The organism is Sinorhizobium sp. CCBAU 05631, assembly GCF_002288505.1.
Lineage (GTDB): Bacteria > Pseudomonadota > Alphaproteobacteria > Rhizobiales > Rhizobiaceae > Sinorhizobium > Sinorhizobium fredii_C.
Window position 1 is genome coordinate 243,877 of record NZ_CP023065.1, and the last position, 16,321, is coordinate 260,197.

Here is a 16,321-nt window from a genome sequence, read left to right on the forward strand (position 1 = left end):
ATGGCTCGGATAAAGCGTGTCCTGCTCTGGGTGTGGAAGCTTCTCACCACGCCGGCCGCAACCCTCAGCCTCGCATTCCTGACGCTCGGCGGCTTCGTCGGCGGCGTGATCTTCTGGGGCGCCTTCAACACCGCTTTGGAGCTCACCAACACGGAGGAGTTTTGCGTCTCATGTCATGAGATGCGGGCCAACGTCTATGAGGAGCTGACTCGCACGGTTCATTTCGCCAACCGCTCGGGCGTCCGGGCGTCCTGTCCCGACTGTCACGTGCCGCATGAATGGACGGACAAGATCGCTCGCAAGATGCAGGCTTCGAAGGAAGTCTGGGGCAAGATCTTCGGTACCATCAACACGCGCGAGAAATTCCTCGACCACCGGCTGGAGCTCGCCAAGCACGAATGGGCTCGGCTCAAGGCCAATGACAGCCTTGAATGCCGCAACTGTCACTCGTCGGCGGCGATGGACCTCTCGAAGCAGACACAACGCGCCGCCGAGATCCATACCCGCTACCTGCTGCCCGGAAAGGCCACCTGCATCGATTGCCACAAGGGCATTGCCCACGAACTGCCGAACATGCAGGGCGTCGAGCCCGGCTGGAAGCTGCCGCCCGAACTCGAAGGAGAGAAGCTGCCTTCTGCTTCCGCGATCGATGAGCTGAAGCGGGTCATGGACAAGGCTCACAGCGCGGCGCTCGCGAATTGAGACCGCCGAACGCCCGAGGCTTGCGGCGGGGCTTCTAGAGCCTCCCGGCACGGGGCGAACAAACGATTATCGGACCATCAAGACCGGCATGGTTGGTGCGTCGATCATCGCCTTCGTTACTCCGCCGAATACCCTCTCGCGGATGCGCGAGTGCCCATAGGCGCCGATCACGATCAGGTCGGCCGAAGTGTCGCGTGCGTGCTGGGCGAGTACCTCTTCGACTGCGAGGCCGGCACTCGGAAGCCGGTCGACTGTCACTTTGACGCCGTGGCGTGCAAGATAGGCGGCGACATCGGCGCCCGGTTCTTCGCCGTTCTTGGTGCTTGGATCGACGAGCACCAGGTTCACGCCCTCGGCGTTTCTCATCATGTCCAGCGCCTCGCGGGCGGCCCTTGCGGACTCGATGGTCGAGTTCCACGCCAAGAGGATGTTCTTCGGCTGCAAGGTGGCTGATCGGAGATCCGAAGCGAGCAGGACCGGCCGGGCCGAATAGAAGAGAGCACCTTCTATAACTCCCCGCCGGAGGAGATCATCTACCCCTAGACTTGTGCCGATCAACGTGACATCAGCATACCGGGCACGCTCTCCGATGTCTTGCCCGAGCCGCATCGTCTCTGAGTATCGCCCAACCACATCGAATGAAATCCCGGCACCTCCGAGGATCTCCTGGCTTCTCTGACCGCTTGGCGCAGTAGCTCCATGTCACTGTCGCGGCTGTCGATCCAGGCGGCGGAGATGGCTGCGAGGTCTCCCATCGGAGGGAGAGTGGCTATCTTGCTGGCGAGAACCGAGAGGTGCGCACCCTCCGATGCACAAAGATCTGCCGCTGCCCTCAGGTCGTCTGCGAACTGGCTGACACCAACCACGAGGAGGATCGTCTCGTACGTCATTGGAAGGGTCTCCCGAAACCGATTTGGATGCAGGAGCGATCCTACTCCGCGTCTCAGCGGCTACATTGATCACGGTCAAGTACGTCGCGGCGGGCTCCCCTCCTGGGGCGATTTGCAGCAAGCGGCGGGTTGGCTGTTTCCGCCAGCATGGTCTATGGAAGAGTCGCATGGTGCAAATGCAGTCAAGACGCTGGGCATTGCAGTGTAAATAGTCCTTCGGTGGATAATGGGATGCATTCAGTAAGCGTTGTTGAGAGGACTCGGTTGGGGCGGTTGCTCGTCAGGTGGCAAGGCGACGGGGTCGCACCCTATATTGTCGCCGCGATAGTCACGTCGAGCGTTCTTGCGCTGAGATTGACACTGGCCGAACCAATCGGCGACGGCCTTCTTCTCTTGTTGTTCATCCCTGCCATCCTCGTCGTGGCGCTGGTCGGCGACCGGAATGCGATCCTCTTTGCGGCCGGGCTGTCGCTTTTTGCTGCCGTCTTTCTTCAATGGATCACGAGTGTCGACGCTCCGAGTCTCGTGGAACTGGTGGTCTTCGGGTCGGCAGTGCTTCTGATTGCGGCCCTGGGAGAAGTCCTTCAGGCGGTCAAACGCGACGTCGACCGGACGGAGGACGTCGTCAGGGCTCGCGATGCACATCTGAGATCTATCTTGGATACGGTTCCGGACGCCACGGTGGTCAGTGCCACCGATGGTACAATCGTCTCCTTTAACGCCGCGGCCGTGCGGCAGTTCGGATATGCAGAGGAGGAAGTCATTGGCCAGAACCTGCGCATATTGATGCCGCAGCCCTATCGCCACGAACACGATGGATACATGCAGCGTTACCTAAGAACTGGCGAAAAGCGCATCATCGGCATCGATCGGGTCGTCTCCGGGCAGCGGAAGGATGGATCGACGTTTCCGATGAAACTCGCCGTGGGGGAGATGCAGTCAGGCGGTGAGAGGTTCTTCACAGGCTTCATCAGAGACCTCACGGAGCGGGAGGAGTCCGCCGCGAGGCTCGAGCAAATCCAGGCTGAACTAGCGCGCCTTGCCCGGCTCAACGAGATGGGCGAGATGGCGTCGACGCTTGCCCACGAACTGAACCAGCCGTTGTCGGCGATCGCCAACTATTCGCATGGCTGTACGAAGCTGTTGCGTGACATGGACGACGCCGTCGCTACGCGAATGCGCGAGGCGCTGGAAGAGGTGGCGAGCCAGTCGCTGCGGGCCGGCCAGATCATCAAACATCTCAGGGAATTCGTCACGAAGGGGGAGACGGAAAAGGCGCCGGAAGACATTCGCAAACTGGTGGAGGAGGCGGCCGCGCTGGCTCTGGTCGGCTCCCGCGAGCAGGGGGTCCGGACCGTGTTCGAATATCTGCCCGGTGCCGAAATGGTGATGGTGGACCGGATCCAGGTCCAGCAGGTCCTCATCAATCTGATGCGCAACGCGATCGAGGCGATGCGCCACGTCGACCGCCGAGAGCTGACGATCCGCACGATGCCGGCCGGCGCGGGGGAGGTTGCCGTCGTCGTCGAAGACACGGGCGGAGGCATTCCAGAGGAAATCTCCGGCCAGCTCTTCAAGCCATTCATCACGACCAAAGCAAGCGGAATGGGCATCGGACTGTCCATTTCGAAGCGGATCGTCGAGGCGCATGGCGGTGAGATGACCGTCTCGAAAAATGCGGCGGGTGGGGCTACTTTCCGATTCACGCTGCCCGCCTATGTAGATGAACGGATCGGTGCCAATGACTGACTACACGGTGCACATTGTCGACGACGAAGAGGCGGTCAGAAAGTCGCTGGCCTTCATGCTGACGATGAATGGCTTCGCGGTCAAAATTCATCAATCGGCCGAGGCCTTCCTCGCCTTCGCACCGGACGTTAGAAACGGGGTTCTCGTGACGGATCTGAGAATGCCAGACATGTCCGGCGTCGACCTCCTGCGCAATCTCGGCGATCGGAAGATCAAGATACCTTCAATCGTGATAACCGGGCACGGCGACGTGCCCATGGCGGTGGAGGCCATGAAAGCGGGGGCGGTGGATTTCATCGAGAAGCCTTTCGATGACTCCGTGATCATCGAGGCCATCGAGAGAGCCTCGGCACATCTGGTCGTTCCGGATGCCGATGCGGACGAGGTGAATGACATTCAGGCGAGGCTCGAGACGCTGAGTGAGAGAGAACGCCAGGTGCTCTCGGCCGTCGTGGCGGGCCTTCCCAACAAGTCGATCGCCTATGACCTGGACATCAGCCCACGCACCGTCGAGGTGCACCGCGCCAATGTGATGGCCAAGATGAAGGCGAAGAGCCTTCCCCATCTCGTGCGAATGGCTCTGGCCGCAGGTTTCGGTCCTTCCTGATCTGCCGAGTTGATCTCGCGCAATGCGTCGCATCGCCGCAAGCGCTTTAATGCTGGCTCACGGCGGGCAGACGTACGCCAGATGAGCGGGATTCAAATTGTTGGCTGGAAGAAGCATAGTCGTTGTTGCAGCGGATCAAGGCCTCCGGCGGTCTGTTGCATTCGCGCTGGAAGTCGAAGGATATCCGACCGAGTCCTACGACACCGTGCAGAAGGCTGAAGCCTCTAGCCGGGAAGCGCTCTGCACGATTCTCGACGATGAGATATTGAAGTCGGAGACCTTGGCCGCCACCGAATTGCTTAAGGATATTGGACGCCGGGCGATACTGCTGGTCGATGGCTTGTCGGCCCTTCAGCCACGTGCGGACTACACGATATTGACGAAGCCGTTCACTGGTGCCGACCTGCTCGGCGTGATCAACAGCCAGACCGAAGCGGCTAAGTAGTTTCCCTTAGTGATCTAACCGAATTTCTCCAGGTCACGCGAATTGGCAATCTGTCCCCACACCTACCAGGGGATAAGACATGTACGCCGCTGCACAAGCCAAACAACAGTCTTTCGAGCAGGCCGAACACCTTGCACAGGCCCAAGTTTCCGGGCCCCATCTTGTCGCCACCTACAAGGCGGGTCGTGAGATCTATGCCGAGGGCGATTTCAACGACAAGTGCTATCAGGTTTCTACAGGAGCAGTGCGCGTCTACCGGCTGCTTTCGGACGGACGCCGACAGGTCGTATCCTTTCATCTCCCAGGCGAAATGTTCGGTTTCGAAGCAGGGTCCAACCATTCTTTCTTTGCCGAAGCCATCACCGAAACAACACTGGCCGTCTTCGGGCGCCGGCATATGCAGGAGCGTTCGCGCGACCTTCTCGCGCTGGCGTTGACCGGCATGGCGCGAGCTCAGCAGCATCTTCTGGTGATCGGCAGGCAATGTGCCGTGGAGCGGATTGCCGCATTCCTCGTCGATCTTTGCGAACGTCAGGGAGGAGGCAGGCTGCTACGCTTGCCCATGTCGCGGCAGGATATCGCGGACTATCTCGGCCTGACGATCGAAACCGTGTCGCGCGTGGTCACGAAACTGAAGGAGCGCAGCGTCATCGCGCTCAGGGACGCGAGGACGATCGACATCGTTAAGCCGGACGCTCTTCGCTCGCTCTGCAACTGAGCCCGGCCGGGGCCGCGCAGCAGGCCCCCTCTCTGGTTCTCTGCCCAAACCAACTAGCCGCGGGCTAACGGGAGGAGGGAAGAGCCATGTTCGTGAGGGAAATGTCTCGTGAGGAATGCCAAGGGGTAGTCGCAGCCGGAGATCTCGCGCGGCTGGCATGCTGCAGGGACGACCAGTCCTACATCGTGCCGATCACCTACGCGCACTCGGGCAACAGCCTCTACTGTTTTTCCATGCCCGGCCAGAAGATCGACTGGATGCGCAGCAACCCAAAGGTGTCGCTCCAGATCGACGAGTTTGCCAGCAATCGCCAATGGAAAAGCGTGCTCGTGACAGGCCGCTACCGCGAACTACCGGCGGCGCACGGCCGCCATGACGAGCGCATTCACGCCTGGTCCCTGCTCGAAAAGAAACCCAACTGGTGGGAGCCGGGAGGTCTCAAGCCTGTAGCACAGGCGATTTCAGTGGCGTCTGCCCATATCTTCTTTTGCGTCGAGATAGACGAGATGACGGGCCGGGCAGCCTGCGAGGGCGCGCGATAGTCCCACCATCAGGGCCTTACTTCGCACCAAGATCATTCCAAATTCTGAGAGCTTCCTGCCACGGACCGAAAATGCGGCCGGCTGACTGATCCCGCGATCAGGAGGAGCCTGCCCACGTGTTTCCAACATCGCGGTCACTCACCGCTGCGCAAACTGAGGACGAGCGTCATTGCTATCATGTCTCGGCCTTCGCTGCGCAGGCTCCCTCGGGCGGCCTCCGAGGCATGCCTGTCGAGCGCTCCAACTGTCTTGATCTGAATCAAGGTACCGAAGACCCGGCTCTGGCAATTCTCGGAAGACTTCGGCGGCTTGCGTGCAGGCGTGCGCCAGTCAGCAATTAGAAAAGAGTTGGGGGTCCAACCATGAAACACACAGTCGAGATGGTCGTGCTTGCCGTCGGCGCCTTCTTGGCGCTGGTCGGCGCCGGCTTTGCCCAGGACCGCCTGTTCGGCGCGCATATGTGGGTGCTGTTCTTCGTGCTGCTTGGCGGCACCTTGGTGCTGATGCGCCGCGTTGACTTCCGTCCAGCCGGCGCGGGTCATCCGAGCCGTCGGAGCGAATACTTCGACGAGGTCGTCAAATACGGCGTCATCGCCACTGTGTTCTGGGGCGTGGTCGGCTTTCTCGTCGGCGTCGTCGTCGCCCTACAGCTCGCCTTTCCCGACCTTAATGTAGAGCCCTGGTTCAACTTCGGCCGCATGCGGCCGCTCCACACCTCGGCCGTGATCTTTGCATTCGGCGGCAACGCCCTGATCGCCACGTCCTTCTATGTGGTTCAGCGCACGAGCCGTGCCCGCCTCTTCGGCGGTGATCTCGGCTGGTTCGTTTTCTGGGGCTACCAGCTCTTCATCGTCCTTGCGGCGACCGGATACCTGCTCGGCATCACGCAGTCGCGCGAGTACGCGGAACCGGAATGGTACGTGGACCTCTGGCTGACCGTCGTATGGGTCGCCTATCTCGTCGTCTTCCTCGGCACGATCCTGAAGCGCAAGGAGCCGCACATCTATGTGGCGAACTGGTTCTATCTCGGATTCATCGTCACCATCGCGATGCTGCACGTCGTCAACAACCTGGCAGTGCCGGTCTCGTTCCTCGGCTCCAAGAGCTATTCGGCTTTCTCTGGGGTGCAGGACGCGTTGACGCAGTGGTGGTACGGCCACAACGCCGTCGGCTTCTTCCTGACGGCCGGCTTCCTGGCGATGATGTACTACTTTATCCCCAAGCAGGTGAACCGCCCCGTCTATTCCTACCGCCTGTCGATCATCCACTTCTGGGCGCTGATCTTCATGTATATCTGGGCGGGTCCCCACCATCTGCACTACACGGCGTTGCCGGACTGGGCTCAGACGCTCGGCATGGTCTTCTCCGTTATGCTCTGGATGCCCTCCTGGGGCGGCATGATCAACGGTTTGATGACGCTCTCGGGCGCCTGGGACAAGATCCGCACGGACCCGGTCGTCCGCATGATGGTCATGGCCGTCGCCTTCTACGGCATGGCGACCTTCGAAGGACCGATGATGTCGATCAAGACGGTCAATTCGCTCAGCCACTACACCGACTGGACCATCGGTCACGTCCATTCCGGCGCGCTCGGCTGGAACGGCCTCATCACCTTCGGCGCCATCTACTATCTGGTGCCGAAACTCTGGAACCGCGAGCGGCTCTACAGCCTGCAGATGGTCAACTGGCACTTCTGGCTCGCGACCCTCGGTATCGTCGTCTACGCCGCCACCATGTGGGTTGCCGGCATCCAGCAGGGTCTGATGTGGCGCGAGTACGACGACCAGGGCTTCCTCGTCTATTCCTTCGCGGAATCGGTCGCAGCGATGTTCCCCTACTACGTCATGCGTGCCGCGGGCGGAGCCCTGTTCCTCGCCGGCGCTCTCATCATGGCCTTCAACGTAACAATGACCATCCTTGGCCGCGTCCGCGATGAAGCAGCGACCCTGGATGCCGCGCCGATGCCGGCGCCCGCGGAATAGGAGGGCAGATCATGTCCATTCTCGATAAACACGCGCTACTCGAACGCAACGCCACGCTGCTGCTCGTCGGGTCCCTGCTCGTCGTCTCGATCGGCGGAATCGTGGAAATCGCGCCGCTCTTCTATCTCGAAAACACCATCGAGAAGGTCGAGGGCATGAGGCCCTATTCGCCGCTGGAGCTTGCCGGGCGCGACATCTACATCCGCGAGGGCTGTTACGTCTGCCATAGCCAGATGATCCGCCCGTTCCGCGACGAGGTGGAACGGTACGGCCATTACTCGCTGGCGGCGGAGTCGATGTACGACCATCCGTTCCAGTGGGGCTCGAAGCGTACGGGGCCGGACCTTGCCCGCGTCGGGGACCGCTACTCCAACGAATGGCACGTCCAGCACATGATCGAGCCGCGCTCCGTCGTTCCGGAGTCTGTGATGCCCAGCTACGCCTTCCTCAAGGAGACGCCGCTCGAGGTGAAGAACGTGGCCATGAACCTCAAGGCCAACAGGGCGGTCGGCGTGCCCTATACGGAAGAGATGATCGACAACGCGGCCGCGGACCTGAAGGCTCAGGCCGACCCGAATGCCGACGCTTCCGGCGTCGAGGCCCGCTATCCCAAGGCCAAGCTCGGCGACTTCGACGGCGATCCGCAGAGGCTGACGGAGATGGACGCGCTCATCGCCTACCTCCAGATGCTGGGCACCCTCGTCGACTTCTCCACCTATGACGACACAACCGGATATCGCTGAGGGGAACGCACATGGAAACCTACACGGCCATGCGCCATTTCGCCGATAGCTGGGGACTCCTAGCCATGACCCTCTTCTTTCTCGGCGTCGTCCTTTTCATTTTCCGGCCGGGCGCCAAGAAGGCTGCCGCTCAGGCCTCTGCCATCCCCCTGAAGGAGGACTGATCCATGGCGGACAAGCACAAGCACGTTGACGAGGTCAGCGGCGTAGAGACCACGGGGCACGAATGGGACGGCATCCGGGAACTCAACAATCCGATGCCGCGCTGGTGGGTCTACAGCTTCTATGCGACCATTATCTGGGCGATTGGATATGCAATCGCCTATCCTTCATGGCCGATGCTGACGGAGGCGACCAAGGGCGTGCTGGGCTATTCCAGCCGAGCCGAAGTCACGGCGGAGCTGTCCGACGCCAAGGCAGCGCAGGCCGGCAACGTAGAGCGCATCGCCTCCGACACGATCGAGGACATCATGGCGGATCCGGGACTGAAGCAGTTCGCGATCTCGGCCGGCGCGTCCGCCTTCAAAGTGAACTGTGCGCAATGCCACGGCTCCGGCGCGGCCGGTGGCAAGGGCTTCCCGAACTTGAATGACGACGAGTGGCTCTGGGGCGGCAAGCCCGAGGAGATCTACCAAACGATCGCGCATGGCATCCGCCACGCAGGAGACGGCGAGACCCGCGTTTCGGAAATGCCGGCCTTCGGTGACATGTTGGCGCCCGACGAGATCCATGCGACCGCAGCCTATGTGGCGAGCCTCACCGGAACACCCTCCAGCCCGGCGCTCGTGGAGCCCGGCAAGCAGCTCTTCGCCGATAATTGCGCCTCTTGCCATGGCGCGGATGCGAAGGGCAGCCGCGAATTCGGCGCGCCCAACCTCGCCGACGCGATCTGGCTGAAGGGCGAGGGGGAGCAGGCGATCGTCGATCAGATGCGCTCGCCGAAGCATGGCGTCATGCCCGCCTGGCTGCAGCGCATCGGCGATCCGGTGGTGAAAGAGCTGGCGATCTTCGTCCATTCTCTGGGCGGCGGCGAATAGCAAGCGCGGAATCCTGGCGGCCGCGCGAAAGCAGCGCGGCCGCCGAAGCAAAATGGCGATGCGAAAAGATCGCATCCAAGGATCTATCCATCCAAATGGTCTGACACACCGTCGATGGTCGCCCTCACTCCCGGTGGCGGCGCCCGCCCGCCAACTTGACGCAGATCAAGGCGCGCAACCGCTACATGGCGCAAAACCGCGTCTGAGAATCGAGTTCTAGTCGGGACTGTCCAAATGCTTCACCAGCCCGCGCATAAAGCTGGCTCCGTCGACCGGCTCGAAGCCGAGCCCGTCAATGCCGCGCGTCACCGCAGGCCTCTCTATGAGAAACGGCGGAAGATTTTCCCCAAACGAGCCGAGGGCCGCTTCCGCCGGTTCAAGTGGCTGGTGATGCTCGTGACGCTCGGCATCTACTATCTGACGCCATGGATCCGGTGGGACCGAGGCGAGCATGCGCCCGACCAGGCCGTTCTCATCGATCTAGGGGCGCGGCGGTTCTATTTCTTCTTCATCGAGATCTGGCCACAGGAGTTCTTTTTCGTCGCCGGGCTCCTCGTAATGGCGGGCTTCGGCCTCTTCCTGGTCACCTCGGCCGTCGGGCGCGCGTGGTGCGGCTACGCCTGTCCGCAAACCGTCTGGGTAGATCTCTTTCTGGTGATCGAGCGCTTCATCGAGGGCGACCGCAATGCCCGCATGCGCCTCGATGCCGGACCATGGACGCTCGACAAGATTCGCAAGCGGGTTGCCAAGCATGCGATGTGGCTGGTGATCGGCGTTGCGACGGGTGGCGCCTGGATATTCTATTTCGCCGACGCTCCCGCGCTCCTCAAGAGCTTCGTCGCTCTTCAGGCGCCGCCGGCAGCCTACATGACCGTGGCGACCCTCACCGCCACCACCTACGTGTTTGGCGGTCTCATGCGCGAGCAGGTCTGCACCTATATGTGCCCCTGGCCGCGCATCCAGGCTGCGATGCTCGATGAAAACTCGCTGGTCGTCACCTACAACGACTGGCGCGGCGAGACGCGCTCGCGGCATGCCAAGAAGGCAGCCGCAGCCGGCGAGGTAGTCGGCGACTGCGTCGACTGCAATGCCTGCGTTGCGGTTTGTCCCATGGGGATCGACATTCGTGACGGCCAGCAACTCGAATGCATCACCTGCGCGCTCTGCATCGATGCCTGTGACGGCGTCATGGACAAGCTCGGCCGCGAACGCGGTTTGATCTCCTATGCGACCCTGAGCGACTATGCCGCCAACATGGCTCTCGCCACTGACGGGGGTGCGAATCCGATCGACCCCCGGAGCGTGCGCGGCGCCGACGGCGCCTTCGTCGACGGCATCAGGCACTTCAATTGGCGGACCATCTTCCGCCCGCGCGTTCTTGTCTACTTCGGCGTCTGGGTGCTCGTTGGCCTCGGCATGCTCTACGCGCTCGTCTCACGCGACAGACTAGAGCTGAACGTGCTGCATGACCGCAACCCCCAATATGTCGTCGAGTCCGACGGGTCCGTCCGCAACGGCTACATGATCAAGCTGCTCAACATGATCCCCGAGCAGCGGCGCATTACGCTCACTCTCGAAGGGATGCCGTCGGCGCAGATGCGGATTGCAGGCCAGGCGCAGGGCGACGGCCGCAGCTTTTCAGTTGCCGTCGATCCGGACAAGGTCACGTCGCTCAAGGTGTTCGTCACGGTGCCGAAAGCAAAGCTCCCAGAGACCGAGGAAGGCTTCTCTTTCAGAGCCGAAGACCCTTCCAGCCACGAGCGGGATGTCTACCGCGCGAACTTCAATCAACCGGAAACAGCAAAGTGAGCCGCTATGATCAACCAACGCAGTGAACCGCGTCGTTTTACCGGATGGCATATGGTGGCGGTGATGGCGCTGTTCTTCGGCACCATCATCTCCGTAAACTTTGTCATGGCCTGGAGTGCCAGCCGAAGCTGGAGCGGTCTCGTCGTAGACAACGCCTACGTCGCCAGCCAGCAGTTCAATGGCAAGGTGGCCGAGACACGCGCCTTTGCGGCAAGCGGCATCCAGGGCGAACTTACCGCCGAGAACGGCCTCCGTTACGTGTTGACCCGCAGGGGCGAACCGGAGCGGGCGGTCGAACAGGTTGTCGCAGTGCTCAAACGGCCCGTCGAGGCTCATGAGGATGTTCGCGTCGAGCTCTCTCGCGACGGTGAAGGCGTGTTCGTTTCGACGCAGGCGCTCAAACCGGGGCAGTGGATCGCGGACGTGACGTCCAAGGCGGGCGGAGCGCTCGTCTACCGCCAGGCTATTCGTTTCATCGTAGCGGGAGAGGGCCAATGAGCTGCTGTGCCACGGCCGTCGGCGCCACCCTTATTGCCGAAGCGGCGGGGCAGGGGCTGCCCTCTTCCGAGGAGCTGTGGCTCGCAAGCCGGGCGCTTGGTAACGGGTTGCGCCAGACGGATCTCAGCGTGCCGGGCGTTCACTGCGGCGCATGCATCGCGACGCTCGAGACGGCGCTGCGGGCGCGACCTGAAGTCGAGCGGGCGCGAGTCAATCTCTCCTCCCGACGCGTTTCGATCGTTTGGCAGGAGGAAGTTGACGGGAAGCGCAGCGATCCTCGAGAACTCGTACGCGCCATCGGCGAGCGCGGCTACGAGGCGCATCTCTTCACCCCTGGCGAGGAAGAGGGCGATGCCCTCCTGACGCAGTTAATCCGTGCGGTCGCTGTTTCGGGCTTTGCTGCGGCCAATATCATGCTGCTTTCCGTGTCCGTCTGGTCGGGCGCGGACGCGGCAACACGCGATCTCTTTCATTGGATTTCGGCCATGATCGCAGGGCCGACGCTGATCTATGCCGGCCGCTTCTTCTATCAGTCCGCCTGGAATGCGCTGCGCCACGGGCGGACCAACATGGATGTGCCAATCGCGCTTGCGGTCACACTCTCATATGGCATGTCCCTCTACGAGACGATTGGCCATGGAGAGCATGCCTGGTTCGACGCGTCGGTCACCCTTCTGTTCTTCCTGCTCATCGGCCGCACGCTCGATCACATGATGCGCGGCCGCGCCCGTTCCGCGATCGGCGGCCTCGCGCGCCTGTCGCCCCGTGGCGCGACAGTCCTCAATGCCGACGGTACGCGCGAATATCGCGCCACGAACGAGATCGAGCCTGGCGAGCGCCTGATGATCGCTTCCGGCGAGCGAATCCCGGTCGACGCACGCGTGGTTTCGGGCACCAGTGATCTCGACCGCTCGGTCGTCAACGGGGAGAGCGCACCGATCTCGGTCCGCGCCGGCGACGCCGTCGAGGCCGGCACTCTCAACCTTACAGGCCCGCTGGTGCTCGAGGCGACCGCGAGCGCGCGCAATTCCTTCCTGGCCGAGATCATGGGGCTGATGGAGGCGGCCGAAGGTGGGCGAGCCCGCCATCGCCGAATTGCCGACCGTGCCGCCAGATATTATTCGCCGGTCGTCCATCTGCTTGCCCTTTTGACCTTCATTGGCTGGATGATCATCGAAGGGGATGTCCACCATGCGATGCTGACCGCCGTTGCCGTCCTCATCATCACATGCCCCTGTGCTCTTGGGCTTGCAGTGCCTGTCGTGCAGGTGGTCGCCGCCGGACGTCTCTATCACGGCGGAGTCATGCTCAAGGACGGCTCTGCCATGGAGCGGCTCTCCGAAATCGACACGGTGCTGCTCGACAAGACCGGGACGCTGACGGTCGGCAGGCCGAGGCTGGTGAACGCGGCGGAGATTTCGCCCGATGCTCTCGCCATGGCCGCTGCGCTTGCCGTGCACTCAAGGCACCCGATCGCAACGGCGATCCAGGACGCCGCAGCGCGAGCGTCGCCGCTCGAGGCCGAGATTCGGGAGATTCCCGGCGCGGGGATCGAGGCTAAGACTGCGGGCGGTGTGTACCGGCTCGGCAGCCGGAACTTTGCGACTGGTGGGCCGGGTTCAGGAAGCGAACAATCGGAGGCGGTCCTCTCTCTTGATCGGCGGGAGCTTGCATGCTTTCGCTTCGAGGATCGTCTGCGTCCGGCAACCGCGAGCGCGATTGACCAAATCGGCGAAATGGGACTGGTGGTCGGAATATTGTCCGGCGACCGCAAGCCGGTCGTACAGGCACTGGCGGAGCAACTGGAGATCAAAGACTGGAAGGCCGAACTGTCGCCTCGCGACAAGGTCCAAGTCTGCGCTGACGCCTCTGACAGCGGTGGCAGGGCGCTGATGGTAGGCGACGGCATCAATGACGCGCCAGCCTTGCGTGCGGCTCATGTTTCGATGGCGCCGGCAACTGCGGCCGACGTGGGCCGGCAGGCGGCGGATTTCGTGTTCATGCATCAGCCGCTGACCGCCGTTCCTTTTGCGATCGAGACGTCGCGCCGGGCGGGTCGATTGATCCGCCAGAATTTCGCGCTGGCAATTGCCTACAATCTGATAGCTGTGCCGATTGCCATCCTTGGCTACGCCACACCGCTCGTAGCAGCGGTCGCGATGTCCACTTCATCGCTGATCGTTGTCGCCAACGCACTGCGGCTGGGGGGCACTGCATCGACGAATGCATTCGCTGGAATGGAGCCAGTTGCCGCCGGGCGACCCTTGGGGGTCGGACGATGAACACGCTGGTCTATCTCATCCCGATCGCTTTGGTTCTCGGCGGCCTCGGGCTCGTCGCGTTCCTCTGGGCGGTGAAGAGCGGCCAATATGAAGATCTGGAGGGTGCTTCGTGGCGCGTCCTCGATGACGGCGATGGCAGGCCGCAGACCTGACGGCTCTTCATTTGTTTGACCGGCGTCAACAAGCGTTGTCCTCCGGACGGCTAGACTGATGTAATCTCTCTGTTAGGGCCTATGCAATGAACACGCTGCAATTGACTTCGAGGGAAAGGTTCATCCTCGTCCGCTCCCGCTTCTTCGCACGGCTGCCGCTTTCTACTGTCGAGGAAGTTCTCAAGAGTGCGACGGTATCTGCATACGAAGAGCGTGACGTCCTGTTCCGGCAGGACGAGAATATCGACGATGTTTTCTTCGTGCTTTCCGGGCTGGTTCGGCTTTGTCGGACCGGAAAGGACGGGCGCGAAGCAGATGTTGCTTTATTTCCGGAAGGTGAGATGTTCGCAGAGACGACAATGTTTCTAAGGCAACGCGCGACGGCGAGCGCGGTTGCTGCCGAAAGATCGGTGATTGCGCGCCTGAACGGCGGCAGGCTTCAACAGCTTGCCGCGACGGATCACGACGTTGCGCAGGCGTTGATCGAGCACCTATGCTACCGCGGCAAAATGACGGAGGATCTACTCGCCGAAGACCGCTTGCTCACCGCCACGCAACGCGTCGCGAACTTCATTCTCAGTCATTGTCCCAAGGACTCGACCAGTTTTTCGTTCCGCCTGCCGTTTCAGAAGAATGTCCTCGCGGGGAAGCTCGGCCTCGCTCCGGAAGGTCTCTCGCGCGCCTTTTCGACGCTACGCCAGTCGGGAGTGATGGTAAGAGGTCGATTGATCGAGATCCACGACCGGCACGCTCTCGAACGGTTCTGACTTGGCGGTTGGTGTGGAGCGCTGTAGGAGCGGTAAGAGCGCGATTGACTTGCATCAAAGCTAGAAGACGTCCCAGAGGATAGACATGTCTTCGGCTCTACCCTGAATTTCGTTTCCATGATCACTCTGCCCTTCGTTCTCTCCACTCTCCTGATTCTGCTGACGCCAGGGCCGACGAACACCGTCCTGGCTACATGCGGAGCATCGCTCGGCATTCGTCGGGCGGCGATAATGCCCCTCGCGGAGGCGATGGGATATATCCTGGCTGTATCGTTCTTCGTCGCCGTGGCCGATCGCATCCAGGCAAACGCGATCGCATCCGCCACAATCAAGTTGCTGGCGGCGGGCTGGTTGCTGTATTCGGCCGTCCGGCTTTGGGGCATGCCGTTCCTGACGGATGCGAAGTCGCTCCGGCTTTTGTTCGTTCGCGTACTGCTGACGACCGTGGTAAACCCGAAGGCCATGCTGGTCGGCACGATATTGATACCATCCGGTGCGAGCATCCAGGCTCCCGTTTGGGTGGCGACGTACGCAGCCATGTCGACACTTGCCGGCCTTGGCTGGGTCGTTTTCGGAGGCTGCCTGCCCTTGGGAGTGCGACGTCACTCCTACAGACTGGCTTCCTTGATCCTGGGCGGGTTCTCGATGGCAGCCGTGGCCAACGCGATATCCGGCTAGTGAATCCGGCTCGATGGCGCCCCAATGGCGAACGGATCAACGCCGCCAGCGCGCGCGTGGCGAATTCGATTTGTGTCACGGATGCACAGTCACCCTCCGGCAGGTACTCTCCGACTTACGATAACGAGCGGTAGTGGCGATCAATCGAGCCATTGACTGCCCATGCTTGTGATGGCCGCAACGGGTCGGTTTCGTCCGCTGGACGGAGCGTCAATCTCTGCTTCTGGCTCAACGCCGCGGCAACTTTGGACTGTTCAGACAACAGGTTGCCACCCTTCTGTAACCTGCGAGTGAGGTCAACGATCCAGGGCTCCAGCGAGGCGGCCAAGGGAGACGTTCGGCGGTTGCCGATCCCTCATTTCGCAAAAAAAGAAGCAACTTCTAGGACATTTTCGGACAACCCGGCCGGTAGTTGATCTGGAACAACGACGCCAGTCGCGCTGACTCCTATTGCTGACGGTGGGGAACGACTGGAGCCGCGGACAGGAGACTGGCGCTATGGCGGGACGACTGATTGGACCGGGCAGGGGGGTGGCATTGATCGCCGCCTGTATGTTCGTCCTGCAGTCCGTGGTCGGCGCGCTCGCGGGAGAAGTGCCGGTCCCTCGGCACGTCGACAGCTTTGGCAATCCAATATGCGTCGCCGACACGATCCACAGTGGTACCCAACACGGCAGCAGCGGTCATGACATACTGCCCGTGTGCTGCGTACTCGGATGC

At 61.7% G+C, this 16,321-nt stretch carries 16 protein-coding genes and 1 pseudogene; 16 read left to right on the forward strand and 1 reads right to left on the reverse strand.

Translation table 11 applies throughout. The annotated features are described in order from the left end of the window. Entirely contained in the window at positions 1-702 is a 702-nt protein-coding gene (locus tag SS05631_RS27765; RefSeq protein WP_037425310.1) for a cytochrome c3 family protein, read from the forward strand. A gap of 66 nt (positions 703-768) precedes the next feature. On the opposite strand, the pseudogene SS05631_RS27770 reads toward SS05631_RS27765, so the two are convergent. Then, positions 769-1,592: pseudogene (locus SS05631_RS27770) on the reverse strand (universal stress protein). Between the two features lie 231 nt (positions 1,593-1,823). On the opposite strand from SS05631_RS27770, the gene fixL reads away from it, so the two are divergent. From fixL to SS05631_RS27845, 15 genes are all read left to right on the forward strand, one after another. Then, positions 1,824-3,341, forward strand: a complete 1,518-nt coding sequence (fixL, locus tag SS05631_RS27775; protein ID WP_037425312.1) for a PAS domain-containing sensor histidine kinase — start codon at positions 1,824-1,826, stop codon at positions 3,339-3,341. Beyond that, positions 3,334-3,948: a response regulator FixJ gene (fixJ, locus tag SS05631_RS27780; RefSeq protein ID WP_037425314.1), complete on the forward strand. Its 615-nt coding sequence runs from the start codon at positions 3,334-3,336 to the stop codon at positions 3,946-3,948. Before fixL ends, fixJ begins: the two co-directional genes overlap by 8 nt. A gap of 100 nt (positions 3,949-4,048) precedes the next feature. Further along, the gene (locus SS05631_RS27785; RefSeq protein WP_280106979.1) at positions 4,049-4,393 is read left to right on the forward strand and encodes a transcriptional regulator; all 345 of its coding nucleotides are present in this window, start codon (positions 4,049-4,051) and stop codon (positions 4,391-4,393) included. A gap of 79 nt (positions 4,394-4,472) precedes the next feature. Further along, positions 4,473-5,111, forward strand: coding sequence for a helix-turn-helix domain-containing protein (locus tag SS05631_RS27790; RefSeq protein WP_037425320.1), 639 nt, complete (start codon positions 4,473-4,475; stop codon positions 5,109-5,111). 86 nt (positions 5,112-5,197) lie between these two features. Then, a complete protein-coding gene (locus tag SS05631_RS27795; RefSeq protein WP_037425323.1) occupies positions 5,198-5,653 on the forward strand; it encodes a pyridoxamine 5'-phosphate oxidase family protein in 456 nt (151 codons plus the stop codon). A 362-nt stretch (positions 5,654-6,015) separates the two neighbouring features. Further along, entirely contained in the window at positions 6,016-7,635 is a 1,620-nt protein-coding gene (ccoN, locus tag SS05631_RS27800; RefSeq protein ID WP_037425326.1) for a cytochrome-c oxidase, cbb3-type subunit I, read from the forward strand. 11 nt (positions 7,636-7,646) lie between these two features. Further along, positions 7,647-8,378: a cytochrome-c oxidase, cbb3-type subunit II gene (gene ccoO / locus SS05631_RS27805; protein ID WP_037425329.1), complete on the forward strand. Its 732-nt coding sequence runs from the start codon at positions 7,647-7,649 to the stop codon at positions 8,376-8,378. Between the two features lie 11 nt (positions 8,379-8,389). Beyond that, positions 8,390-8,542 (forward strand): CcoQ/FixQ family Cbb3-type cytochrome c oxidase assembly chaperone, encoded by a 153-nt coding sequence (locus tag SS05631_RS27810; RefSeq protein ID WP_026617471.1) that lies wholly within the window; start codon positions 8,390-8,392, stop codon positions 8,540-8,542. A 3-nt stretch (positions 8,543-8,545) separates the two neighbouring features. Continuing rightward, positions 8,546-9,415 (forward strand): cytochrome-c oxidase, cbb3-type subunit III, encoded by an 870-nt coding sequence (ccoP, locus tag SS05631_RS27815; RefSeq protein WP_037425336.1) that lies wholly within the window; start codon positions 8,546-8,548, stop codon positions 9,413-9,415. Positions 9,416-9,649: 234 nt separating this feature from the next. After that, positions 9,650-11,224 carry a cytochrome c oxidase accessory protein CcoG gene (gene ccoG, locus SS05631_RS27820; RefSeq protein WP_095678121.1) on the forward strand — a complete coding sequence of 525 codons (1,575 nt, stop codon included), beginning with the start codon at positions 9,650-9,652 and terminating at the stop codon, positions 11,222-11,224. Between the two features lie 6 nt (positions 11,225-11,230). Continuing rightward, the gene (locus SS05631_RS27825) at positions 11,231-11,722 is read left to right on the forward strand and encodes a FixH family protein (RefSeq protein ID WP_037425342.1); all 492 of its coding nucleotides are present in this window, start codon (positions 11,231-11,233) and stop codon (positions 11,720-11,722) included. Continuing rightward, a complete protein-coding gene (locus SS05631_RS27830) occupies positions 11,719-14,004 on the forward strand; it encodes a cation-translocating P-type ATPase (protein WP_037425345.1) in 2,286 nt (761 codons plus the stop codon). The genes SS05631_RS27825 and SS05631_RS27830 overlap by 4 nt, the downstream gene beginning before the upstream one ends. Then, positions 14,001-14,156, forward strand: coding sequence for a cbb3-type cytochrome oxidase assembly protein CcoS (ccoS, locus tag SS05631_RS27835; RefSeq protein WP_037425348.1), 156 nt, complete (start codon positions 14,001-14,003; stop codon positions 14,154-14,156). Before SS05631_RS27830 ends, ccoS begins: the two co-directional genes overlap by 4 nt. 86 nt (positions 14,157-14,242) lie before the next feature. Next, positions 14,243-14,923: a Crp/Fnr family transcriptional regulator gene (locus tag SS05631_RS27840; protein WP_037425351.1), complete on the forward strand. Its 681-nt coding sequence runs from the start codon at positions 14,243-14,245 to the stop codon at positions 14,921-14,923. 231 nt (positions 14,924-15,154) lie between these two features. After that, the gene (locus SS05631_RS27845; protein ID WP_244412352.1) at positions 15,155-15,601 is read left to right on the forward strand and encodes a threonine transporter; all 447 of its coding nucleotides are present in this window, start codon (positions 15,155-15,157) and stop codon (positions 15,599-15,601) included. Positions 15,602-16,321: the final 720 nt, after the last annotated feature.